The organism is Candidatus Nanosalina sp. VS9-1 (assembly GCF_047555085.1).
Taxonomy (GTDB): domain Archaea; phylum Nanohalarchaeota; class Nanosalinia; order Nanosalinales; family Nanosalinaceae; genus Nanosalina.
On sequence record NZ_CP180230.1, the window covers coordinates 561,348 to 584,578 of the forward strand.

Below are 23,231 nucleotides of genomic sequence, written 5' to 3' on the forward strand. Positions count from 1 at the left end.
TACTTGTAAAATGGGATTTTTTGCTGAGTTCAAGAAAAGTTTCATTTCAGGCCTTGTAATGGCTCTGCCTTTTATCCTGACACTTGTTATAGTTGGATTTGTCGTTGAATGGGCTTCATTCTTGATTGATCCTGTTGTTCAGGCTACAGGCCTTATACAGTTTACAGGGAATTTTGAGTTGCTTGCACGTTCTATCGCTGCATTTATAGTTGTAATTTTGCTGGCAGGTCTTGGTTTTATCTCGAATAAGACGCCACGCTCCAGGTTCAGAGTGTTTATCCGCCGTGTAATCAGCGATATTCCTCTGCTTGGTTCTATCTACGTTACAATTACTCATATTTCCGAGTCTATGCGTGGTACTGAAAGCAGGTTCAAGAAGATTGTTCTGCTTGAGTATCCGAAAGACGGTATCTACACACTTGGCCTTGTCACGGCTGATGCACCAAGCCAGATTGAGGACGAGGTTGCCGAGGATGCTGTCTCAGTCTTCATACCTTTCAGCCCTAATCCTACAATGGGCAGTCTAATCATGATCTCGGAGGAAGACTTCGTTGAACTTGATATGAGCGTCAGGAAAGGCCTCAAGCTTCTTCTAACTACAGGAATCTCATTCGAGGAAAAAGAGATACCTGAAAGCGTTAGAGGACGGATCAAAGAGCTCTAGACAGAAAATTTATCATTCTGAAGCCTTTTCTCTTTCAAGCCTGTATAGATCATCAGACACGTAGCTCTCGATAAGCAGAAGGATATTGTACGTGAAAGTTGTGTTGGCACCTATCAAGAGAGCGAGATAGCTCAGCTCTATACCTTCCAGGCCAGTTATCATCAGGTAGCTTATGAATACAGTTCCCAGCGAGGCCAGTATATGTATCATTGAACCTATAACCATGTCTGTATCCGGCGTAGAACTTACACGTGATAAAATATCTCTGAACGCCAGTGCAGCAAGCATGCTGAATCCTATAACTCCTCCAAGGACGAAGAATAAAACATCCAAAGCCATTAAGTCAAAAGTCTGAAGCAGAAGAGCTCCTGACCCCCAGACCGATAAAGTATATCCATAGGCCTCTGACTCGGATTTCACGTTTTCTCTAAGCCGTCTTGACGGATTCATGATAAACGGTATCTCCGGGATATGTTATAATGTTTTCGAAATCGAGAGGCCTCTGGAGACAAGTTTTATCTTGAAGCTGTACGAAGTAAGGAATGAAGAGTATGGGCCTGATAAATCTGGATGAAGTCGAGAAGACGTATCAGCTCGGTGAGACAACTGTTAACGCGTTGCGAGGATCAGATGTTGAGATAGAGGAAGGTGAGTTCGTGGCAGTTATGGGGCCTTCCGGCTCGGGAAAATCCACTTTGATGAATATGATAGGCGCTCTCGATACTCCTACCAGCGGATCTGTTTCTATAGATGAAGAGGAGATTTCAGGCCTTTCCGAAGATGAGCTTGCACTGTTGAGAAGCAAGAAAGTTGGATTTGTTTTCCAGGAATTTAATCTTCTGAACTCGATGAATGCTATGCAGAACGTGGCTCTCCCCATGATATTCAGAGGTACTCCCAAGAAGAAGCGTGTGGCACGGGCCTCTGATCTTCTTGAAAGAGTAGGTCTCGGCGACAGAAAAGATTTCAGGCCTTCCGAGCTTTCCGGAGGTCAGCGTCAGAGAGTTTCTATCGCAAGATCACTGGCTAATGATCCTGAAATAATACTTGCTGATGAGCCTACAGGTAATCTTGATACAGAGACAGGTGAGTCAATCATGAAGCTTCTTACGGAGTTGAATGATCAGGGGAAGACGATTATAATGGTTACTCATGATCCTAACGATGCTGAGTATGCTGATCGTGTTATAGAGATAGTTGATGGCGTTACAAATCCTGAAGCTGAAGAAAGTTCTCAGGAAGAACTTAAACATAAAGGCGATAAAGAAGAAACTGAGGAGGATAAAGATGAATAGGAAAAATTTTGTTTTGATTGCCCTGGTCTTATTGACAGGGTTTGCGACAGCTCAAACTTCAGTAAATCTTGATGTTGATAAAGTTAATATGGAGCCTGTTCCGCTCCAGACATCTGAATATGCTGATATCTGGCTTGAAGTGACTAATGACGGTGACACCGAGGCAGAGGATGTTGAACTGGAGTTCACGGAGAACTATCCTTTTTCCGTCGATCGTGGGGACAGGAAAAGCTGGGATGTTGGAACGCTGGTTCCAGGGGAAGAGTATCTTGTACATCTCCAGACGCGTGTAGATGAGAATGCTGTTCAGGGAGTTAACGAAATAGAGTTCAGGACTACTTCCAGCTCCGGTATCTCAGTTACACACAGTGTGCCTGTTGAGGTCAGAAGCGATAACGATCTTCTCACAATCTCAGATGTAGAGTTCCCGGCAACAGTCGCACCAGGTTCAGACGAAGAAATGACTTTTTCGATAAACAATCTTGCTGACGGCCAGATAAAGAATATTGAAGTGAAACTGGATCTTTCAAACGTCCCGATAGCGACATCAGGCACAACTTCACAGGCAGTAACTAAACTTGAATCCGATTCCAGTACAGAGGCCTCATTTGAGCTCAACATCGATGAATCTGCTGAAAACAGCGTTCACAAGATACCTGTATCTATGACGTATGAAAACGAGGCCGGCACAGAGTTCACAAGAGAGACCACTGTCGGAGCTGTAATAGGAGGGCAGCCTGATCTAAAGGCAGGCCTCAACGGTGTAGAATCCGAGCTTACACCAGGTTCAACAGGCACGGTTACTATCAGACTTGTTAATCAGGGCCGTGGATCAGCAGACTTCGTGGAGCTGAATATCGAGGACTCAGAAGAGTTTGAAGTGCTTTCTCCTAACTCGGTTTATCTGGGAAGCATGGATGCTGACGACTATCAAACAGCAGACTTCCAGATACATGTATCATCGGAAGCAGAAAATATCTCAGCTCCTGTACAGATTTCTTACAGTGATGCAGCAGGCGAAGAATCACTTACGCAGAGCGTTGAGATCCCTGTATACACACAGAGTCAGCTTCAGAGCTATGGATTAGCCAGCAGCGGAAGCCCGCTACCTCTGATCATTGTTATCGTATTAATCGGCGGAGGAGTCTACTACTGGAGGAAAAAGCGATCTTAAAGGCCTGAGAAGATGTTCCTAGATTTCCTGAAACTTGCAGTCCGGAATATACGTCACAGGAAGAGAAGAAGCTGGCTGACTATCCTGGGAACTATGATCGGCATTCTTGCGATAGTATCACTTATATCTATAGGACAGGGCCTTGAAAATTCTGTTCAGCAGGAAGTGCAGGATATCGGAGGAAATAAAGTGTTCATCTCTCCTGGAGGAGGATCGTTCCAGCGTTTTACAGGTACAGCAGACACTCTTTCTGAAGAAGATCTCTCTGTGATCCGCAATACTAGAGGCGTAGAAAAAGCAGCCAGCGTCATAACAGGATCTGTAATAGCAGATTATCAGGGAGAAAAAGAGTACATGACTATCCGAAGCGGGCCTCTGGAAGGAAATGAAGAGCTTATACAGGAGGTTGATGCTTTAAACGTCGAAGAAGGTCGATTTATGAGGCCTGCCGATACCACAAACATTGTTCTGGAGGAAAATACTGCTCAGGATACATTCGAGGAGGAACTTGGCGTAGGGAGCAGGATAGAGATCGAAAACGAAAAATTCCGTGTGGTAGGCATAGTTTCCAGAGGACTGAGTACAGGAGGAGGCCTCTACATGAATATTGATCAGGCCAGGAAGCTTCTTAACAGATCTGAAGGATACGATTCTATAGTGGCGGAGGCTCAGGATGGAGTGGAGCCTTCTGATCTTGAGGATAGAATCAGGAGAAATCTAAGGCAGTCACGCAACTTGGATGAAGGAGAGGAAGATTTCTCTACTAGAACTGCCGAAGACATCATAAGATCATTCAATAATCAACTGGCTATAATCAGAGGAGTACTTGTTGGCATAGGAGGCATCTCTCTTCTCGTAGGAGCTGTAGGGATTATGAATACGATGTACACGTCGGTAGTGCAGAGGACACGTGAAATAGGAGTCATGAAGGCGATCGGAGCTACCAGAAAACAGATAATGCTGATATTTATGATAGAATCCGGTATCATCGGTGCTGTAGGAGGCCTTATAGGAGCGATTCTTGGGGTAGGGCTGAGTAGTCTGGCTGCGGAATACGTGTCCCGCAGTATGGGCCTTGCTTTCTCCGCATCGGTAAGCTCCGAGCTCCTGATCGGATCAGTGTTTTTTGCGTTTGTAGTTGGAATGATTTCCGGTGTTTTACCTGCAAGGAAGGCTGCCAGGCTTAAGCCTGCGGAGGCGTTGAGTTACTGATGATAGAGGAATTTTTCAAGCTTTCATACAGGAATATTCGTTACAGAGGTCGTCGAAGTATTCTTACAGTTATAGGTGTTTTCATAGGTATCGCTGCAGTGGTGGCTCTTGTATCTCTGAGTCAGGGCCTCCAGACATCAGTAGAGAACGAGTTCCAGAGCATTGGAGCAGATAAACTTTTCATAAGTGCAGGGCAGAGCACCCAGAGTTCTGCATCAGACAGGAAGCTTATGCAGCAGGATCTTGAGGCGGTGAGAAATGTTCAGGGAGTTGATGCTGCTGGAGGAGCTCTTTTCCGGACAGTGAGGATGAGTTATCAGGATGAACAGGCCTTTGGAATACTTCTGGGTATTCCTACTGATGAGACACGTGAGATAGTGGAGACTTCATGGGCTATGGAGATAGAGTCAGGTAGAAGTATACGCCCTACCGACACTTCCAGTGTTGTTATAGGGAGCAGTACATCAGCTTCAAAGTTTGAGGAAGAGATAGGCCTGAGAAGGCAGCTGGAGATAGAGGACGAGGAAGTACGAGTTGTTGGCGTCATGAAGCCGACAGGAGATCCTTCAATAGACGGATCAGTACTGCTGCCTCTGGAAAGATCACGTGAACTACTGGATATAAATGATGAAACATATGACTGGATTTTTGCAAGAATGCAGCCAGGATTCGAACCGGATGAAGTGAAGGAGGACGTAGAAGAGGCCTTGAGAGATTCAAGAGATGTGGATGAGGACAATCAGGATTTTTCAGTTTCCACACAGGAAGATCTGCTTGAATCATTCAACAGCATACTGGGGCTGGTGCGTGGCGTTGTGATCGGCATAGCATCCATATCTCTTCTTGTGGGTGCTGTAGGAATCATGAATACAATGTATACTTCCGTGACTGAGAGAACACGTGAGATCGGAGTTATGAAAGCTATAGGAGCCACAAGAAAACAGATACTCACAATCTTCCTGATAGAATCCGGTATAATAGGAATGATAGGAGGCCTGATAGGCTTACTGGCAGGATTAGGTCTCTCAACAGTTGCAGCCATGGCCGCCACAGAACTAGCTCAGCTGCCGATAAATCCATATATTTCCGCAGAACTCGTTGTATTTTCTCTTGGATTTGCGTTCCTGCTGGGGATGATCTCCGGATTCCTTCCGGCCAGGAAAGCAGCTAATCTGGAGCCGGCAGAGGCATTGAGATATGAATAGAAAAAGAGAAATAAGTTAGAGGCCTGGAAAAAGGCCTCCAAGTGAGCTCTAGTTGAAAGTTTCTGTAAGTTCGGAGTAGTTTTCCTCGACGTTGTCCCAGTTGACGACGTCGAAGAAGCTGTCGATGAAGTCTCCGCGCTTTGGTCCGTAGTCGTGATAGTACGAGTGCTCCCATACATCCAGGGCAAGGACAGGGTGTGCTCCCCATACCGCTCCATCGTCGTGCTTATCGACTGCGACGTTGTGTAGCTCGTCTTCGCGTGGGATGTAGACCAGTAGCGCCCATCCGGAGGCGCTTGAAGCAGCTGCCTTGAACTCCTTCTTCCAGGCCTCGTAACTTCCGAAATCCTCCTCGATCTTCTCCATTAAATCGCCGGAAGGCTTGCCTCCACCGTTCGGAGACATGTTCTCCCAGAAAAGCTCATGCAGTACGTTTCCACAGAAATTATGTGTAAACGAGTTCAGCAGGCTTCCGGTAGAAGAGTAATCACCGTTTTCTCTCTGTTCCTCAAGGCCCTGTTCAGCGTTGTTCCATCCGTTGACGTATCCCTGATGGTGTACGTCGTGATGCCATTCAAGGACCTGCTCGGAGATAGCGGGTTCGAGAGCGTCGTATTCGTAAGGTAGTTCTACAAGACTTCTGTCTGTCATGTTTTAATTTTTCACCGTTTCCTAGATTAGGTACGACTAATTTATTCCTTCCGGTAACGTTTTCAAAACCTGAAACACATCCGGTACTATGAATATCCTGATACCTACTGTAACTTTCATCGTTGGATTTCTTCTAGGGCTTGGAGCCATGATACTTTACATCCAGTACAGCATGTACTCACAGATGAGCGACCTCGAGAAGCATATGGACGAGATGCAGAATATGGCTGCAGGAGATTTTGAGTTCCCTGATATGGAAGATGAGACCTCAGAAAAGGAGAAAAAAGAAGAAGAGGAATAAGACCGATTTTTCCTTACTGGTCTAATTATTCCTGATACGTTTGATAACCGAAGTAGACCTGGTACAGTCCTGCAAGACCAACTAGAAGGTATACTGCAGGTGCCAGGACCTCGACTCCCACTACACTTGCCAGAAGATCTACGACATTCAAGTTCATCTCTGTGAATGTTCCTAGACCATCTAGACCCCAGTTAAGTGCTCCAATAACGACTAGCACGTAGGAAGCGAGTTCAATTTGATTCATATCTTCCATAAGCACCTAAGTTTTAGTCTTCAACCCATTAAAAGGTAACGAAGAGGAAACCTACTTTTCGTCTTCAAGACGCTCTGCAGTCCTCTCCATCTCGTCAGAGATGCTTCTAAGCTCCTCAATAAAGGCCTCTGTACGGGCATTGTACTCTTCCTTGATCTCGACGTCTCTCAACGCAACTCTCAGATGCGACTCCTTTACCTTCGCCATCATCTCGGCCTCATCTAGAGTACCTTCGATGATCTCATCTAGAAGGCCTGAAAGAACAGTGTTGATAACGTGTGGAACGTCTCCATCAAGAGTCTGTTCATCATCCATTTTCTCCCTTAGAAGTCGTGCGATACGTCCCTCGGAGAGAGCTAGATCAGAGTTTTCAAGCTGTCCATAATCATTCGGTATAAACTTCTCAAGATCCATGAATAAAGCAGAGAAACTGAATTTCTTAAACGTTACAGGCCCTGAACAGCAGAATCATAGAAACGCTTCAGAAAGGCCTCTCCAATAACATTCCCGTACTCTTCATGCATCGGATCAGAAAGATCCTCAGGATCATCAAAGACTATGTAATTGCTGACCTCGCCTAACTTGGCCTCTTCAACATCATCGGGAACAGTATCACTTGCAACGATATGAGGATGATGAAAAGTAGTATTTCCGGCGTAAGCAACTACAGGCCCATCATCGTGAGTATAATCCACAAGCGAACGGAGGCCTTGAGCAGCATACTCTGCGAACTCTTCATCTCCCGGAAAATAACTGTGATCATTCAGGACAAGCATGTTCCTGCGCTCATGCCCCTTCATATCTGCCGTTTCAACGATGTAGAAGTCATTATTCTTCTGGAAAACTATTTCCCCCTGATTATACGGGTAATCAGTTATAGTACACAGCGCACATCTTTTATCCTGTAAAGGAGGCACCACAAAGCCTTCAGAAAAATCTTCCAGACCTTGAAGAAAATCACTAAGACGTGGCTCCGCCTCACCCGGTTCAAGAAGAGCTTCGATACCCTGTGAATCCTGTTGCGGAAACTGTCGCATCCTTCCCTACAGGAAAGTTCTCGCACCATATTTAAGAAATGAACCCGGGAAGGAGAGGCCTTCGAATTCATTCGAGGCCTTTTATTCAAAAAGCTTTCATTCCATGAATCTATTTACAGCGCGGTTGTGGTGTAGTCCGGCCAATCATGTTGGCTTCTCGAGCCAACGACCCGGGTTCAAATCCCGGCAACCGCAAATATTTTCGAGTATTTCTACTGTTTCTCACGTAAAAAATCAGAGACAGAACGGACTGATACTGTAGAAAGTTATTTCATCCGCTGAATTCATCGAATTCATTCATCCTGTCTCCGTATTTTCTTGACAGCTTTCTTCTGAAAGTTACCTCTATAGCTGTGAATACTGTAAGTGCTGCTGCAATGTATCCCCATTCAGTGAGGCCTAGAGGTACTACACCGAAGAATTCTGAGACTGGTGTGTATACTACTATCAAATGGCTTAGAGATGCCAGGCCTATCATAGAGATCAGCCATTTGTTGTCACGGAGCTTTAATCCGTAGTCTCTTCGAATGACCTGGAACATGATTATCTCGAAGAAAGCCAGTGCCATGAAGAGCATTGTCTGTGCTGTTGCAAAGTTCTGCTTCAGAATTACTCCAAACAACTGCTCCTGAAGGAAAAACAATGGAAGCATAGTAGCTGCTGCAAGAGGGCCTGTAAACGCTATCATAGCCAGTATCTTCCTGTCTATAATCGATTCATCAGGATCACGTGGATCTCTCTCCATGATACCTTCTACCTTTGGATCCTCTCCCAGTGCAATAGCTGGAGGACCATCGCTAGCGAAGTTCACCCACAGTATCATCACTGCTGTAAGCACAGAGGCCTCAGAAGCTGCAAAGGCCTGCTCTGGGCCGCTGAAGAAGAGGCCTGCTATCAGAGTCCCCAGGAATATGAACATCACTTCCCCTGAGTTAGTCGAGAGCAACTGATTCGTGACTTTTCTTATATTGTCGAAGACTGCTCGTCCTTCCGAGATAGCATCTCTTATAGTTACGAAGTTGTCGTCCTGTAGTACCATGTCGCTGCTTTTCTTGGCGACGTCTGTTCCTCTCTGTCCCATGGCTACTCCGACATCCGAGTTTTTCAGCGCAGGCGCATCGTTCACTCCGTCACCTGTCATAGCCACGTTGTATCCGTGATCCTGAAGGGCCTGAGAGATTCTGACCTTATGTTCTGGAGAGACTCTTGCAAATATCTCTGTCTCCTTAACGGCCTCACCAAGCTCTTCATCACTCATCTTCTCTATCTCCTGGCCGGTGATAGCTCCTTCAGGATCAAATCCAAGCTCCTTCCCTATAGCCTTCGCAGTCTCGATATTATCTCCAGTCGCCATGATCACGCCGATACCTGCATTCCTGCAGTCATTAACTGCATCCTCTACTTCTTCACGTGCCGGATCTATGATTCCCTGAAGGCCCAGAAATACCATGCCACTTTCTATATCTTCTTCAGAGGCCTCGTCATCATCCAGATCTTTTCTTGCGAATCCAAGAACTCTCAAGGCCTCTCCTGCGTACTCATGATTCTTTTCAAGTATCTCCTCTTTCTTCTCCTCAGTAAGCTTTTTCTCCTCGCCCTCAAGCAGGATCCTGTCACACCTGTCCAGGACTACTTCAGGCGCTCCCTTCATATAGGCCTGGGAATCGTCAGTAACTACGGTCATCCTTTTCCTGTCAGATGAGAAAGGTATACTTCTGACACGTTCTTTATCGTTCTCTATGCCTGCCTTGAGGCCTGAAATCAACAAGGCCTTTTCAGTTGGTTCTCCACTGAATCCATCGTCTCTTTTCTCTGCATTGTTGCAGTAGACTCCACATTCAAGTACAGGCCTGAGATACTCCGAATCTATCTTTTCTCCGTCTTTTTTGAAAAGGCCTTGCGTTGATTCGCCTGTGCCTGTAACACTGTAGTCTTCTCCCTGGAAATGGACTTTTTCCACTGTCATTACGCCCTCAGTCAGAGTTCCTGTCTTATCGGTTACAATGTAGTTAACTGAGCCAAGTGCCTCAACTACTGGAAGACGCCTTACGAGAGCATTTTTATCTATCAACTTTCGGGAGCCCAGGGCCAGAGTTAAAGTAACTATAGCAGGAAGCGATTCAGGTATAGCCGCAACAGAGAGGCCTATAGCCAGTATGATAACTGTTAATGGGCCTGCACCTGTCATAGTCGCCTGTATAAGTGCTGTTAAAGTGACTATGCCGACAACAAGATATCCTATCTTCTTTCCTAGAACATCTACTTCCTCCTGGAACGGTGTCTGGCCACTATCTGCTTCCTCAAGCTCCTCCGCTATATCCCCTACCTCGGTATTCATGCCTGTATCCGTGACTATGGCCTTTCCACGGCCTTTCACCACGTGCGTGTTCATGAAAACCATGTTTGACTGTTCGGCTACTGCAGCTTCTTCATCAGTGACGCCAGGACTTTTTGACACATTCCGGCTCTCGCCCGTAAGCGCTGATTCATCAGTTGCAAGCGATTCACTCTCCAGAAGTCGTGCGTCAGCAGGAACAGCATCACCCTGCTCAAGATAGACAATATCACCTGGAACGACCTGTGTGGAATCAACCTCCATCTTTTTACCGTCCCTCATCACTGTAGACTCCGGCGTCGCCATCTCTTTAAGAGCCTGAATCGATTTCTCTGCCTTGTAATCCTGTCTGAACCCGAAAAGTGCATTAGCGAAAAGTATCAGAAATATTATCGCTGCTTCACGGTACTCAGGCGTATGATCCGGCAATAAACCTATGGAAAGAGAAAGTAAACCTGCTGCCATCAGCAGATATATCAGATTATCGTTAAACTGGCTGAATAAAATTTTCAGTGCAGAATCGGACTTTTGTCCCTCTATCCTGTTTTCTCCCTGCTCCTCAAGCTTCTTTTCAGCCTGATCAGAAGTTAAACCTTCTTCACCGGATTCTAGACGGGAAAAAACCTCTTCTTCACTTAGTACATTCCATCCCATTCAATAACTGTAATATGCTATAGTCAAATTAAAAAGTAAATCCTAAAGGAAAGCCATATGCCGCAGATCGGGCCTGCCAATTTTTTCGAGCGATTACAGGCCTTGAAAAGAAATTTCAGGTATTTGTGATTCGTTCAATGAGAATGAGGGAAGGCCTACACAGGTAACCAATCTGTTACTTGACGCAAGTAACAACATATATTTAAATTTTGTGGAACTTTTCTCTACTAGGCCTCTGGCCGTGGTGAAAAATCAAATATGGCTTTTACAGATGAGATCTATGCATTAGTAGTCGACGATGATCAGGCCTCTGCGGAGACTGCCTCGATGATCATTGATGAGAAGTCTGACTACGTTACTGCAGAATATGTTACATCGGGAGAGGCCGCTCTTGAAGTACTTGAATCCGAGAATATACATACTGTTGTATCCGACTACTCTATGCCAGGAATGGACGGCATGGAGCTTCTTGAGGAAGTAAATGAAAACTACGATCTTCCCTTCATCCTGTACACAGGAGAAGGATCAGAAGAGCTGGCTGTTCAGGCCTTGAAGTCAGGAGCAGAGGACTACGTCACTAAAGGAGGAGCTGAAACGTTTGAAGTGCTTGCAAATCGTGTTGAAAATGCAGCTGTAAGTAAAAAAGCCGAGGATGAAGTGAACGTCTTTAAAGAAGGTGCAGAGAATGCAGGACATGCAATACAGGTTACAGATCCTGAAGGCAGAATAGTTTACGTCAATCCGGCCTTTGAAGATATAACAGGTTATGATGAATCCGAGGTTATAGGCGAGAACCCCTCGATACTCAGTTCTGGCGAACACGAAGACGAGTTCTATGAGCAGATGTGGACAACTATAGAAGCCGGAGAAGTGTGGCATGGAGAGATACTAAACGAAGATAGTGAGGGAGAACATTTCTGGGTGGATCAGACTATATCTCCGATTACTGATAACTCTGGAGATTTACAGTACCTTATCGCCATAAATACAGATATTACAGATAAGAAAGAGAATAAGCACAGGCGTGAAGTCCTGAACACGATGCTCCGACACGACATCGCCAACAACCAGCAAGTCATCGCAGGAAACCTCACCATGCTTCAGGAGACAGAACTAGATGATAGACAGCAGGAGTACGTCAATAAGATACAGAGAAATGTAAATCAGAATACAGACATCATGCACGGAATCAGAGGCCTTCTAAACGATAAAGACGGTGCTGAAAAGGAGATAGGCCTCAGAGACGTAGTTAATGAGGCACTTGAACAGAACAAGACACAGGCAGACAGAAATAATGTAAGAATCAGATCAGATGTAGGAGACTCCTACAATGTAGTAGCAGGGCCTCTACTTGGACAGGCACTATCCAATCTCGTGGAGAACGCAGTAGTCCATCCTGAAAACGTGGAGAACGTGAGAATCGGCGCAGAGGCCTCTGAAGAAAATATAGAGATTTTCGTATCTGATGACGGTGATGGCGTGCCGGATGGCTTCAGTTTCGAGAAAGGTGCAAAAGGCGACGATTCCGATGGTACAGGTATCGGCACATGGCTCGTCAAGGAGATAGCAGAAGAATACGGCAACGGTATCGAAGTTGAGGAGTCTGAAGAAGGTGGCGCCAGATTCAGCATGAGGCTTCAGCAGGCCGAATAAAAAACTAGACGCCCAAGAAATTTCTGGGAGGAGGAAAATTTTTATTGAAAATTGAATCCGGAAATCAAGGCCTGAAAGGCTGGTACGACGGAGCACTGAAGAAGAGCGCTCAGGAAGATGATTTTGAACTCCATCAAGACGACAATTATGCACTTATCCCGGATGCCTCTATGGCAGAAGAGGCCTGGAAAGATATCAGAAACACAGGCCTTGACGTGATTGTCGACGGAGTGCTACATATGCAGGAGTTTCTGACAGGAGGACAGAGATTCGAGCTTGGACAGGTCGACAGGACAGGCATTGTTCTGGATGATAACTATGCAGGCAGGAAAATAGGCGTGTCAGGATACGATCTCGTGTTTTTTGACGGAGAAGATGAAAGAGTATACAGCAACAGTTCTCTGGATGAGTTAGAGAACGAGATGTACGGCTGGTTCAACGACGAGCAGGCAGATGCCTACATGCAGGAACTGAAGCCGCTTATAGACAGAGGAAACTGGCCCTGGACAGAGTGAATTTTTAAAGAATGAATCTCTCTACTGTCTCCATGAAACAGAAACTCCAGAAGCTCAATCCAGAACTGGAAAAAGAGAAGTACATCTACATACTCGTTATATTCCTGGCAGCGGCCCTAACAGGATTCATTGCCGGAGAAAATTTCCAGAACGGTACAGAAACTATCAGTATCGACGCCGAGATAAACAGCTCGAACTCAGTCGAGACAGTGGAGTTCTTCAACCACTCCGTCGACTTCATGGTGGAGGACGGAACGAACTCTACATTCTACATGGACAAAAACCGGGATGGCTCAGCAGACCAGACGTTTGACACCGAAAGCGACGGAGAAATCCACCAGAACAACGTACTCGTCGACTATCCGGAAAACGTGTACCGTATAACTTACAGATATCAGGACAGCCCGGAAATAGAAGACGACGGCTGGATGGAGATATACCGTGTAGAGGCCCTGAAGTAGAACTTCTATCGGAAGCTATTCACAGTTTTTTCCTGTACCGGTAACGATAGTATCTTCTGAAAACATTTTGCAGAGGCCCTGGAAGCCTTGGATATATTCCTCTGATCTTTCTGTAGAAACGATTCCTCAGATATTTTTTCTCCGGCATCTCTAGACAGGTAACATTGTTTCTCCGCCACATCTCCGCCACGAAATTTTTGTCATCGACCGCGAAACTTATCTCCAGGCCTTCATCCCGTAACTTTTCCAGTATATCTTTCTTGAATTTTTCATCCGGGATGCCGAAGCTGTCTTCAGGCCTCATGTAAAGTCTATCGAAATCGATGTCAGAGGCCTCCAGCTTCTTGACTGTCTCGTCTCGCACCTCTTCTGCTCGTGCAGTCAGGAGGACTGTTAAAGTATCGTCCTTCTCCTGCATGTTCTCCAGGAGATTGCGTGCAGATTCGATGAAGTCATCATCGTCGTCGTCAGATCCTACAAGAGTGTCATCGATATCGAAGATGGCGGCCTTCATCTGGAGAAGATTTCGCACTCAGTAAATAAAAAAGGAGAAGAAAAAGTTACAGAGGAATTTACCAGGGAGCAAAGCCTGGATCGACCATGCGTTCCTCTCTGTCTATAGAATCGATCTTCTGAACGTCTTCGTCGTCAAGCTCGAGATCAAGGGCCTCGTAGTTATCTCTAATGTGTTCCTCACTACTGGCTTTAGGAATAGCTACTACTCCATCTTTCTGCATCAGCCAGGCAAGACTTACCTGCGCCTCTGAGACATCATGCTTTTCTGCGACTTCCTGAATCTCTGGAACGTCAAATACCTCTCCACGTGCCAGAGGACTGTACGCTACAAGAGTTACATCGTGTTCACGGCACTTTTCCAGAAGTTCCTCCTGCTGAAGCAACGGATGCATCTCGACCTGATTCGCGATGATGTGCTTCGGAGCTATCTCCATCGCTTTATCCAGCTGTTCCGGAGTGAAGTTGCTGACACCGATGTTCCTGATTTCTCCACTGTGAACAAGCTCCTTGAAGGCCTTCAGAGTTTCCTGCGGACTGTAGTCTCCGGCAGGCCAGTGAACATACATCAGGTCAACGTAGTCGACTCCAAGCTTCTCTACAGATTCTTTTGTAGAGGCCTTCACGTTTTCCGGAGCCAGTTGATCGATCCAGACCTTCGAGGCCAGGAAGTAATCCTCTCTATCGACATCCGCGTCTTCGAGGCCTTTTCCGACGTCTTCCTCATTTTCGTATGCCTGAGCAGTATCTATATGCCTGTAGCCCATGTTGAGAGCTGTTTCCACGGATTTTGCGCATTCTTCAGGATCTGTGTTCTGCCAGGTTCCAAGGCCTAGCTTCGGTATATCAGTCATAAGTTATCACTTTCGTGCTTGAAAGAATTCTGGAAAGTTTACAAACCTTCACATTTCTCTGGAGTAACCGGATTGAATTTTTTATCTGTAGGCCTCTAATTCCTATCTATGGTACAGGAAAGAGAGGAAATAGAAGACAGTTACAAATGGAATCTTGAGGAAATGTTTTCAAGCGATGAGGAATGGAGCGAAACTTTCGAACAGGCCTCTGAGGAAATCGAAAAATTTGATGAGTATAAAGGAAAAGTTACTGAGCCCGGCGAAACTTTACTTGAAGTCCTGAAGCTGCGTGAAAAAGTCAAGCGGAAGATCAAGAATCTGGCTTCGTACGCTCAGATGCGTTACGATCAGGATACACGGAATCAGGAGTATCAGGCGCTTAAATCCAAGGCCTCTACACTCTCATCCGAGTTTTCTTCTGCTACAAGCTTTATCGAGCCGGAGATCCAGGACGCTGGAGAGGAACGTATACAGGAATTGATCGAGGAAGAGGAAGATCTGGAAGTCTACAGGCATTACTTCGATGATGTTCTGCGTTTCAGGCCTCACACACTGTCTAAAAGCGAGGAAAAGCTTGTTTCCTCTCTGGGTGATGTCCTGGATGCACCGGACGATGCGTACAAGATGCTGATGAACGCTGATATGACGTTCCCTGAAGTCCAGACGCCTGAAGGCGAAAAAGTCGAGATCACTCAGAGCAACTTCACAAAGTTCCTGAAGAACAGCGATAGAGAATTCAGAAAGGAAGTATACGAAAAGTTCTACGACGAGATCGATACAGTGAGGAATACTGTAACTTCCACTTTCCAGAAGAACGTGAAGCGTAACGTCAAGATGGCGGATATACGTGACTATGATTCGGCGCGAGAGGCCTCTCTGTTCAGTTCAAATATTCCTGTAGATGTGTACGATAATCTTGTGGATTCTGTAGAGGCCAATCTCGATGCTTTACACAGACATCTCGAGTTGAAGGAGTCTGTGCTTGACGTCGATCAGTTAGGAATGGAAGATGTCTACATGCCGGTCGCTACTTCAGATGAGCCGGAGATAGATTTCGAGGAAGCGAAGGAGTACGTGTTAAAGGCTGTCGAGCCGCTGGGCGAGAAGTATCAGGAGGCGATGCGTGAAGGTCTTGAAAGCGGATGGGTTGATGTCTACGAGAATCGTGGAAAGCGTTCAGGAGCTTACTCCGGTGGAACATATGATTCGATGCCGTACATCCTCCTCAATTACCAGGACGATGTCAACTCTATGTATACACTTGCCCATGAACTCGGCCACTCCATGCATTCATACTTCTCCACAGGCAATCAGCCGTACGTATACGGCGGCTACAAGATCTTCGTCGCAGAAGTCGCATCGACAGTTAACGAGGCCTTGTTGACGAGATACCTGATGGAGAATGCGCCTGAAGAAGTCAGGAAACATGCTTTGAGCCATTACCTGGAAAATTTCAGGAACACGCTGTTCAGACAGACGATGTTCGCAGACTTCGAACAACGTGTGCATGAGGAAGTTGAGGATGGCGAAGCACTGACCTCGAAGAAACTGAATGAGATGTATGGAGGCCTGAAGGAGGATTACTACAGGCCTGCAGATGTGGATGAGCGTATCGAGAGGGAGTGGATGCGTATCCCGCATTTCTACTACAACTTCTACGTCTACCAGTACGCTACAGGTATCTCTGCTGCAGAGACGCTTGTAGAAAAGATCAAAGATGAAGGGCCTGAAGACTACATCGAATTCCTGAAGACAGGATCATCCAAGTATCCACTGGAGGCCCTGAAAGTTGCAGGTGTAGACATGGAGGATCCTGAAGCAGTAGAGAAAGCTATAGAACATTACAGGGAACACATAGAGAAAGGAGAGGAAATGTTCGAATAGCGGCCTGAAGTATGAGGGATTTTTTCTCCCCTATTTTTTATCCATATCTTCTGTAGACTTTGATCAGTACCCAGACAAAGCAGTAGAACACTGTGAGCTTGAAGCCTACATCTATACTTGAATATCCGAACGCCGGGGCAAAAATCACCAGGATCCATGAGGCAGCGATAGCCGCAATACCTGTCGCCCCGAGAACTTTTCTCTGCTTCTTTGAAAGACTATCCAGAAAACCCATGAACTAATCAGGCCTCCGTGGATTTTTCAAACCAGGCCTTCAGAGTTACATCAACACCGAGAGTCTTCTCCATGAATATCTCCAGTGTACGCAGCTCCTCCAGTCTGTCCTCCTCCAGATCCTCTAACTTTTCCTCCAGGCCATGAAGACGCTCCTGCTTGTCCTCAAGATCTCTTTCAAGGCCTTCAATCTTCTTCACAAGACTTTCACGCTTATCAGTTATATCCATTTCATCAAGCTCATCTTTCTTCGCCTCTATCTCATCTTCGTACTCTCTTATCTCATTTTTATCGGCATCAAAGCCTTCAAAGTTCTCAACAGCATCTTCAAATTTTTCCAGCTGTCTATCATCAAGCAAGTCCTCTTCACGGATCTTTTCACAGGCCTTCTCCAGTTCAGAGGAAGGATTCTCTACAGAATCAAATTCTTTATCACGTATCCTCTTCAGAACACCAAGATCGCCGTCGAAATCCGTACCAGAGTTCTCTACACTGTAGATAAGCTTTTTCAGGCCTCTATCAAGATTTGAAGCTCGACGGGAGATAGACTTCCGAACATCGTCCCTCCTGGACTCGAGATAATTTATGCTGTCCTCAAGATCCTCCTTCCTATCCCAGGCCTCTGTACTCTCCAGCTCCTCCAGCTCATCTTTCCTATCATCTAAATTCTCTTCTACATCTTCTATTTCATTTTTAACTGACTCAATTTTCTCTTCAGTTTTATCTATATCTTCAGAGAATCTTTCTATTCTTGATAGGGCCTTTTCAATCTGTTCAAGCTGTTTTATCGCCTGATACTCTTCTTTGATAAAATCTGACATCTCATCCCTGTGCTCAACGACAGCACTGAATTTTTCTGAGAGCACTCCAGAACTCTGCTCCACTCTCTTCATCACAGCACCTTCTTTGCGTGATACATCGTTTAACTCTTCCACAAAATCATCGAGATCTTCAAAATGTTCTTCTAACTCTTCAGAGGCCTCAAAGTTGTCTATGAGCTTCTTGCGTGATTCATAGAAGTTTTGTGCTACATCTTCAACGGCCTGTATATCTGCCGCGTCCTCATAATCCGTTAGTTCATCCAGGCTTTCATCAAGCTCCTGAAGAAGATCATCTGTCCTTGAAACTAGCTGATCTGATCTTTCACGAGCTTTCTCGATTTCCTGTTGCCTTCTTCTCCTGAAAGTTTTCTCTGCTTCGTCTAAATCTACTTCTAGTTCTTCTTCCTCCTTGGAAAAAATATTTTCCAGCTTGTCGATCAGGCCCATGACATCTCTGGATAATTTTTGCACTCCCAGATTTAAACAGGTCACCTAATATCAGATATCCTTCCTCTTCATCAACTGGGCGTTGAAAGCCACTATTACAGTGGATAACGACATCACAAGCGCACCAACTGCTGGCTGAAGTGTCAATCCAATCGGTGCTGCAACTCCAGCGGCCAGAGGGATTGCAAACGCGTTGTAGCCTGTGGCCCAGAAAAGGTTCTGCACCATCTTGGAGTAGGTCAATTCGCTGATGTTCATGACCTTCACGATACCCATCGGGCTGTCGTTAACCAGTACAATGTCGGCTGATTCAACAGCTACATCTGTACCACTGCCGATTGCAACACCTATATCTGCTCTTGTCAATGCAACTGCATCGTTCACTCCGTCTCCAACCATCATGACTTCTCCGTCTTCCTGGAGTTCTCTGACTTTATCGTCTTTCTCATCTGGTAGCACTTCTGCAAACCAGTTGTCGATTCCCAGTTCTTCAGCTACTGCAGAGGCCACGTCCTCCGAGTCTCCGGTAATCATGGCAACTTCAACTCCTTTCTCATGCAGCTCTTCAATGGCCTCATAGCTTTCCTCTCTGATATGATCCCCCAGGGATACAGCGCCGATTACCTCGTCCTTGATCAGGTATACAACGGTACGGCCTTTATCACCTTCTTCCTCCGCAAATTCCTCAAAGCTGTTCTCTACGCCAAGCTCTTCCAGCATTTTAGGGCCTCCTGCATGGAATGTCTCTCCATCGATATCTGCCTTGACTCCTTTACCTTTGATTGCTTCAAAGCTGTCTGTCTCGTGAAGTTCAAGGCCTCTGTCCTCTGCTTCCTCTACAATGGCCTGTCCTATAACGTGTTCCGAGTTTTTCTCGATTGAGGCCAGTTTTGCGAAGTCTTCGTCGCTGATATCGGTTCTCTCAACTTTCTGCTCTCCCTCTGTTAGCGTGCCTGTCTTGTCCAGTGCTACCGTATCTATCTGTCGGGCCTGTTCAAGAGCTGTTCTCTGCCTGACAACCACTCCGTTGCTGGCGCTCATAGCTGTACTTATCGATACTACAAGAGGTATTGCAAGGCCAAGCGCGTGAGGACACGCGATAACAAGAACTGTGACTACTCTTTCCAGCGTGGTTATTCCGAGGCCTGTTGCAAGGGTCCATGCGAGGCCTGTAACAAATGCTGATCCCAGTGCGATGTAGAAAAGCCATCCTGCGGCCTTATCTGCGAGCAGCTGTGTCTCCGTCTTGTCCTCCTGGGCCTCGTCGACCAGCTTCATTATACCTGAGAGAGCTGTATCTTCGCCTGTCGCTGTAATCTTTACTCTGAGAGCTCCTTCCTTGTTGACAGTTCCTCCAATCACTTCATCTCCTTCTGACTTGCTTACAGGCTCTGATTCTCCTGTAATCATTGATTCATCGATAGATGAATCGCCTTCAACTACTTCTCCGTCCGCAGGAATCGAGCTGCCAGGCCTTACCAGAACTATGTCGCCTTCTTCAAGTTCGGAGACCTTTACTTCTTCTGTCTCGTCTCCGTCGACTACTTTCTCCGCTGTATTCGGTACAAGTTTCTTGAGTTCGTCCAGCGCGGAAGAGGCCTGACGTACAGATCTCATCTCTATCCAGTGGCCGAGTAGCATGATGTCGATCAGTGTTACCAGTTCCCAGAAAAAGCTGGAGGTAGTATTGAGGAAAAGCGAGGCCATGCTGTATGTGAAGGCCACTATTATTGCCAGCGAGATTAAGGCCATCATACCCGGCTTTCTGTCCTCTAACTCATCCTTGCCCATTTTCAGGAATGGAAGGCCTCCGTATGCGAAAATTATTACGGAGAAAACCGGTACTGTCAGGTTGCTGCCATAAAATTCGATCGGTGTATAGTTGAAGAGGCCTGAGATAAAAGTCGAAAAGTAAAGTACAGGTATAGAAAGTAGCGTGGATACGAAGAATTTTTTCCTGAACATCATCTCGTGGTGTTTGTGGCTCATGTTCTAGGCCTCCATATTAACTGTCTTTTCTTTATCATTGTTTATTTTGTGGCGTAGCTGAGTCATAGTTGATCTTCCTCCTGCCATTCTCGCATCCTCCTGATCTCTTTTTGCTGTGCTTCAATCATCTGAAGCTGCATCTTTCTAAGCTCTGTGTTCTCTCCTGATCTGTAAAAGTTTTGAGACATCGCAATACCGCCTTCATGGTGCTCTATCATTAGTGCTGCGAACAACTCGTTGAACTCTGTCCCGTTGATATCCCTCAGCTTCTCCATCTCTTCTCGGGAAGCCATACCAGCCATTCTGTGTCCTCTGACAGGCCTTTCATAGCCTAGCTGATTCAGCCATTCCGTCATCTGTCTGTTTTCCTGTGTCTGAGCCTGTGAAATATTTTTCGCAAGTTCCAGTATATTCTCGTTATCAGTCCTGTTCTCAGCAAGTTCTGCCATATCAATCGCCTGGTCGTGATGGATGATCATCATATTCATGAACATCACATCGTTCCGATTGAATCCGCTTTGCCCTCTTTCTTCACTTCCGGCCTGAATAAGCACTCCTGCCAAAAACAGCAAGCCTAGTAGTGCGATAGAGGCCTTCCTAAAATCAAGGTTTTCGATTGAAACCATACGTATCATTATATGATAGGTCTTTTTTAGTCTTTTTCAGGCAAACCAATTTATGAGTTCACAGAAACTTCTAGAACTGTGGCACGAGAAATCGACCTGTCAAATGTTAACAGAGTATACACACTTCTGCTTCTGAAGTCAGGGCCTAGACACGGCTATGGCATTATCAGTGATATTGAAGATATTACCGGGGAGAGGCCTACGACTTCTCACATCTATCCTTTCATTGAGAAGTTGCTGGATAAGGAGATAATTGAAGTAGTGGAGAAGGGTGATAGGGGGAAGAAAATCTACGGTCTGACATCTCACGGTGAGGAAATTATTGAACAGCAGCTGGATTCATTCAGCGAGATAATGTACGCTGCGATAGAGGACCGGATCGAGGAATGCAGCCACTGCAGCTGCAAGATTTACGAAGGAGGATACGAAGAAGATGGAAAAGTTTACTGCTGTGAGCACTGCGCTAGATCCAAGTAGAGGCTTATAGCTAGGTCGCTGTCTCCTCCAGCGCCCTTTCTACATCATCTAAGGACGCGATCTGCTGAAATACTGCATCAGACTCATTTTTCACAGGTGTTATTCTTACAGTTTGGCCTTTAAGCCGTTCGCGGTACTCTCGCTGTACTTCTGTGGCTTGAGGACTTGAAGCCGGGATTGAACCGAGTATCACATCGTATTCCATAGGATTCTCGTGGAACTCCGGATCGAATCTCAGAGTGGTGGAGAAACCTTCTTTATCTGATCGAACCCAGGCATCCAGCTCTGTAGGAATCTTCGCTGCCTGACCTTCTTCTAGATAAGGGATTAGAACCGCAGGATTCACCGCCAGCACATCATTAGTATTAGGCCAGTGATCTTCAATCTCTGTTAGATAATTGCCGTGCATAGTATCCAGAGGCCTGAACTTTGAATCTGCAGTTCGGGTATAGAAATTTCCATCATTGAGTTCCCCGTCATATATACGATCTATAGGATCGGTTTCGCCGTTATTTGCAATCCAGATGTAGTCAGGAATCTGCGATTCTTCTGTCACTTTGTCATTTTAGACTATTAGCTTCAAAAAATTTGGCTCCAAGAAAGACCGTTATCCACAGGATTAGAAATTTTCTACTTGAACTCTCTTATCTCCCTGCTTTCACGCAGGATATCGCCTATGTCCTCCATCCTGTCCAGATCCACTGTCTGTGGCATATACTTATCCGGAGAGGAAGACTGCGTCCTGACATCGACTACCTCCAGTTCCTGAAGAGCGTTAAGACAAGAGGCCGCTACAGGAACAGTCATGGGGAAATTATCAGCTACACGTGAAGAAGTAAATGACACCGATTTTTTCTCAGAGAAGTATCTCAAAGCAGACTTCATCAAGTAAAAATTTCTGGAAAGATAGTCAAAGCTCCTCCCGTTGAAATCCTTCAAGTCCTCGATCTCTCTCCTCAAATCCTTTTCAGCCGAACTCATCTCTACTGCGATAACAACAGTTCGAAAGCCGTAGATAAAAAACATACCGGGAACAGCAAAGGCCTCAACACAGGCCTCTGAAAAACAGTTTCAAGGCCTGAAAAATCGTTTGAGGAGTTTTAACTCCAGAAAATTCTTCCAGAAAATTTCCTGGATTTTTTACAGATAGGATTATATTCTTGATGCTGGAAGAAATAGCTATGGGAAGACGAATCTATTCAGAGGTAGAAACTTTTACAGAGACAACTACTGATTACAGGAAATGTATGTTTCGGATGAAGCAGAAAGATTTCGACTTCCACAACAAAGAAGTGAAAGCTGTAAAGTTCAAGGGCGGAGTAAAGCACGGATTCATCAAATCCATGATCTGTAAAGCCCTTGACGATGCCGGGCATTACTACGTGACGGAGAAAGAGTTCGACAACGGAAGAGAGGCCGACATATACGACGCAAGTATCGACACAGTGATAGAAGTTGAGACAGACTGTTCTCCAGGAGACAGGAAGAAGAAACTGGATGATTTCGGATCAAGCGTCAAAGAAGTATTTATTATAGATCCTAATAACTGGCCAGATGACTATAAAGAGGCCTACGAGAAGGCAAAGGAAGAATTCTGTGTCTAGAGTAATTCTAGAATAAAAAAGAACAGGAAAATGTGTTTTTGGGCCGTTTACTTCATCAGGCCGGCTATAATTGTTGAAGCCACCAGAATTGTGGCTGAAAGCACTGCAAAGTTGCCATCTGGTGTGTATCCTGCCAGCTGTGCTCCTGTGCTGATCACGAATACTGTCACGAAGAAGGACAGAATCGCGAATACAAGCATTACAACTCCAGCTGTGACGTTCTCCACCAGATCGCCGAGTGCTCCTTTTACGCTCATAGTTTCACCTCACGGAACTTTTCGTACTGCAGTAACATAACTTTTTCGAAAAAAGGCCCGGAATTTCGATTCTGTAGAAATAGAAAAATAACGAGGGTGATGGCTACGTTTTCAG

The 23,231-nt window shown here is 45.7% G+C and carries 28 protein-coding genes and 1 tRNA gene; 14 read left to right on the forward strand and 15 right to left on the reverse strand.

Annotated features, from left to right (window positions below; genetic code table 11):
- Positions 1-10 precede the first annotated feature (10 nt).
- Positions 11-664 carry a DUF502 domain-containing protein gene (locus ACK3SF_RS03315; protein WP_414837271.1) on the forward strand — a complete coding sequence of 218 codons (654 nt, stop codon included), beginning with the start codon at positions 11-13 and terminating at the stop codon, positions 662-664.
- A 12-nt stretch (positions 665-676) separates the two neighbouring features.
- On the opposite strand, the gene ACK3SF_RS03320 is transcribed toward ACK3SF_RS03315, so the two are convergent.
- Positions 677-1,114, reverse strand: coding sequence for a hypothetical protein (locus ACK3SF_RS03320; protein WP_414837272.1), 438 nt, complete (start codon positions 1,112-1,114; stop codon positions 677-679).
- Here ACK3SF_RS03320 and ACK3SF_RS03325 point away from each other — a divergent pair.
- From ACK3SF_RS03325 to ACK3SF_RS03345, 5 genes are read left to right on the forward strand one after another with little or no spacing between them, the layout of a single operon-like run.
- Positions 1,113-1,238: a hypothetical protein gene (locus ACK3SF_RS03325; RefSeq protein WP_414837273.1), complete on the forward strand. Its 126-nt coding sequence runs from the start codon at positions 1,113-1,115 to the stop codon at positions 1,236-1,238. The genes ACK3SF_RS03320 and ACK3SF_RS03325 overlap by 2 nt on opposite strands.
- Positions 1,216-1,959, forward strand: a complete 744-nt coding sequence (locus ACK3SF_RS03330) for an ABC transporter ATP-binding protein (protein WP_414837274.1) — start codon at positions 1,216-1,218, stop codon at positions 1,957-1,959. The genes ACK3SF_RS03325 and ACK3SF_RS03330 overlap by 23 nt, the downstream gene beginning before the upstream one ends.
- Positions 1,952-3,133: a COG1361 S-layer family protein gene (locus ACK3SF_RS03335; RefSeq protein WP_414837275.1), complete on the forward strand. Its 1,182-nt coding sequence runs from the start codon at positions 1,952-1,954 to the stop codon at positions 3,131-3,133. Before ACK3SF_RS03330 ends, ACK3SF_RS03335 begins: the two co-directional genes overlap by 8 nt.
- A gap of 12 nt (positions 3,134-3,145) precedes the next feature.
- Complete coding sequence (locus ACK3SF_RS03340; protein ID WP_414837276.1) at positions 3,146-4,345, forward strand: ABC transporter permease; 1,200 nt, start codon at positions 3,146-3,148, stop codon at positions 4,343-4,345.
- The gene (locus ACK3SF_RS03345) at positions 4,345-5,550 is read left to right on the forward strand and encodes an ABC transporter permease (RefSeq protein ID WP_414837277.1); all 1,206 of its coding nucleotides are present in this window, start codon (positions 4,345-4,347) and stop codon (positions 5,548-5,550) included. Before ACK3SF_RS03340 ends, ACK3SF_RS03345 begins: the two co-directional genes overlap by 1 nt.
- A 48-nt stretch (positions 5,551-5,598) precedes the next feature.
- On the opposite strand, the gene sod is transcribed toward ACK3SF_RS03345, so the two are convergent.
- The gene (gene sod / locus ACK3SF_RS03350) at positions 5,599-6,201 is read right to left on the reverse strand and encodes a superoxide dismutase (RefSeq protein WP_414837278.1); all 603 of its coding nucleotides are present in this window, start codon (positions 6,199-6,201) and stop codon (positions 5,599-5,601) included.
- Positions 6,202-6,289: 88 nt separating this feature from the next.
- Here sod and ACK3SF_RS03355 point away from each other — a divergent pair, with 88 nt between their 5' ends.
- Positions 6,290-6,502, forward strand: a complete 213-nt coding sequence (locus tag ACK3SF_RS03355) for a hypothetical protein (protein WP_414837279.1) — start codon at positions 6,290-6,292, stop codon at positions 6,500-6,502.
- A gap of 25 nt (positions 6,503-6,527) precedes the next feature.
- On the opposite strand, the gene ACK3SF_RS03360 is transcribed toward ACK3SF_RS03355, so the two are convergent.
- From ACK3SF_RS03360 to ACK3SF_RS03370, 3 genes are read right to left on the reverse strand one after another with little or no spacing between them, the layout of a single operon-like run.
- A complete protein-coding gene (locus ACK3SF_RS03360) occupies positions 6,528-6,746 on the reverse strand; it encodes a DUF378 domain-containing protein (protein ID WP_414837280.1) in 219 nt (72 codons plus the stop codon).
- A 60-nt stretch (positions 6,747-6,806) separates the two neighbouring features.
- Positions 6,807-7,169 carry a hypothetical protein gene (locus tag ACK3SF_RS03365; protein WP_414837281.1) on the reverse strand — a complete coding sequence of 121 codons (363 nt, stop codon included), beginning with the start codon at positions 7,167-7,169 and terminating at the stop codon, positions 6,807-6,809.
- A gap of 32 nt (positions 7,170-7,201) precedes the next feature.
- Complete coding sequence (locus ACK3SF_RS03370; protein ID WP_414837282.1) at positions 7,202-7,792, reverse strand: hypothetical protein; 591 nt, start codon at positions 7,790-7,792, stop codon at positions 7,202-7,204.
- A gap of 120 nt (positions 7,793-7,912) precedes the next feature.
- Here ACK3SF_RS03370 and ACK3SF_RS03375 point away from each other — a divergent pair.
- Positions 7,913-7,987, forward strand: a tRNA-Glu gene (locus tag ACK3SF_RS03375).
- A 76-nt stretch (positions 7,988-8,063) separates the two neighbouring features.
- Here ACK3SF_RS03375 and ACK3SF_RS03380 read toward each other — a convergent pair.
- Entirely contained in the window at positions 8,064-10,781 is a 2,718-nt protein-coding gene (locus tag ACK3SF_RS03380; protein ID WP_414837283.1) for a cation-translocating P-type ATPase, read from the reverse strand.
- A gap of 258 nt (positions 10,782-11,039) precedes the next feature.
- On the opposite strand from ACK3SF_RS03380, the gene ACK3SF_RS03385 reads away from it, so the two are divergent.
- From ACK3SF_RS03385 to ACK3SF_RS03395, 3 genes are read left to right on the forward strand one after another with little or no spacing between them, the layout of a single operon-like run.
- Entirely contained in the window at positions 11,040-12,434 is a 1,395-nt protein-coding gene (locus tag ACK3SF_RS03385; protein WP_414837284.1) for a PAS domain S-box protein, read from the forward strand.
- 44 nt (positions 12,435-12,478) lie between these two features.
- Positions 12,479-12,949 carry a hypothetical protein gene (locus ACK3SF_RS03390; protein ID WP_414837285.1) on the forward strand — a complete coding sequence of 157 codons (471 nt, stop codon included), beginning with the start codon at positions 12,479-12,481 and terminating at the stop codon, positions 12,947-12,949.
- Positions 12,950-12,981: 32 nt separating this feature from the next.
- Positions 12,982-13,410: a hypothetical protein gene (locus tag ACK3SF_RS03395; RefSeq protein WP_414837286.1), complete on the forward strand. Its 429-nt coding sequence runs from the start codon at positions 12,982-12,984 to the stop codon at positions 13,408-13,410.
- 19 nt (positions 13,411-13,429) lie between these two features.
- Here ACK3SF_RS03395 and ACK3SF_RS03400 read toward each other — a convergent pair whose 3' ends face one another.
- Positions 13,430-13,924, reverse strand: coding sequence for a hypothetical protein (locus ACK3SF_RS03400; RefSeq protein ID WP_414837287.1), 495 nt, complete (start codon positions 13,922-13,924; stop codon positions 13,430-13,432).
- Between the two features lie 58 nt (positions 13,925-13,982).
- On the reverse strand, positions 13,983-14,777 hold the full coding sequence (locus tag ACK3SF_RS03405) for an aldo/keto reductase (protein ID WP_414837288.1): 795 nt from the start codon (positions 14,775-14,777) through the stop codon (positions 13,983-13,985).
- A gap of 108 nt (positions 14,778-14,885) precedes the next feature.
- Between ACK3SF_RS03405 and pepF the strand changes: the two genes are divergently transcribed.
- A complete protein-coding gene (gene pepF, locus ACK3SF_RS03410; RefSeq protein ID WP_414837289.1) occupies positions 14,886-16,661 on the forward strand; it encodes an oligoendopeptidase F in 1,776 nt (591 codons plus the stop codon).
- 37 nt (positions 16,662-16,698) lie between these two features.
- Here pepF and ACK3SF_RS03415 read toward each other — a convergent pair whose 3' ends face one another.
- The 4 genes from ACK3SF_RS03415 to ACK3SF_RS03430 all read right to left on the reverse strand — a co-directional run bounded on the left by ACK3SF_RS03415 (position 16,699) and on the right by ACK3SF_RS03430 (position 20,778).
- Complete coding sequence (locus ACK3SF_RS03415; RefSeq protein ID WP_414837290.1) at positions 16,699-16,896, reverse strand: hypothetical protein; 198 nt, start codon at positions 16,894-16,896, stop codon at positions 16,699-16,701.
- 7 nt (positions 16,897-16,903) lie between these two features.
- Complete coding sequence (locus tag ACK3SF_RS03420) at positions 16,904-18,187, reverse strand: hypothetical protein (RefSeq protein ID WP_414837291.1); 1,284 nt, start codon at positions 18,185-18,187, stop codon at positions 16,904-16,906.
- Positions 18,188-18,214: 27 nt separating this feature from the next.
- The gene (locus tag ACK3SF_RS03425; RefSeq protein WP_414837292.1) at positions 18,215-20,152 is read right to left on the reverse strand and encodes a copper-translocating P-type ATPase; all 1,938 of its coding nucleotides are present in this window, start codon (positions 20,150-20,152) and stop codon (positions 18,215-18,217) included.
- 62 nt (positions 20,153-20,214) lie between these two features.
- On the reverse strand, positions 20,215-20,778 hold the full coding sequence (locus ACK3SF_RS03430; RefSeq protein WP_414837293.1) for a DUF305 domain-containing protein: 564 nt from the start codon (positions 20,776-20,778) through the stop codon (positions 20,215-20,217).
- Between the two features lie 78 nt (positions 20,779-20,856).
- Here ACK3SF_RS03430 and ACK3SF_RS03435 point away from each other — a divergent pair, with 78 nt between their 5' ends.
- Positions 20,857-21,255: a helix-turn-helix transcriptional regulator gene (locus ACK3SF_RS03435; protein ID WP_414837294.1), complete on the forward strand. Its 399-nt coding sequence runs from the start codon at positions 20,857-20,859 to the stop codon at positions 21,253-21,255.
- A 10-nt stretch (positions 21,256-21,265) separates the two neighbouring features.
- Here ACK3SF_RS03435 and ACK3SF_RS03440 read toward each other — a convergent pair whose 3' ends face one another.
- Together ACK3SF_RS03440 and ACK3SF_RS03445 are read right to left on the reverse strand one after the other, a co-directional pair.
- The gene (locus ACK3SF_RS03440; RefSeq protein ID WP_414837295.1) at positions 21,266-21,811 is read right to left on the reverse strand and encodes a hypothetical protein; all 546 of its coding nucleotides are present in this window, start codon (positions 21,809-21,811) and stop codon (positions 21,266-21,268) included.
- Between the two features lie 74 nt (positions 21,812-21,885).
- Positions 21,886-22,236 carry a hypothetical protein gene (locus tag ACK3SF_RS03445; RefSeq protein WP_414837296.1) on the reverse strand — a complete coding sequence of 117 codons (351 nt, stop codon included), beginning with the start codon at positions 22,234-22,236 and terminating at the stop codon, positions 21,886-21,888.
- Positions 22,237-22,436: 200 nt separating this feature from the next.
- On the opposite strand from ACK3SF_RS03445, the gene ACK3SF_RS03450 reads away from it, so the two are divergent.
- On the forward strand, positions 22,437-22,859 hold the full coding sequence (locus ACK3SF_RS03450; RefSeq protein WP_414837297.1) for a hypothetical protein: 423 nt from the start codon (positions 22,437-22,439) through the stop codon (positions 22,857-22,859).
- A gap of 47 nt (positions 22,860-22,906) precedes the next feature.
- Here the strand turns inward: ACK3SF_RS03450 and ACK3SF_RS03455 are convergent, their stop codons facing one another.
- Positions 22,907-23,116, reverse strand: coding sequence for a hypothetical protein (locus ACK3SF_RS03455; RefSeq protein WP_414837298.1), 210 nt, complete (start codon positions 23,114-23,116; stop codon positions 22,907-22,909).
- Positions 23,117-23,231: the final 115 nt, after the last annotated feature.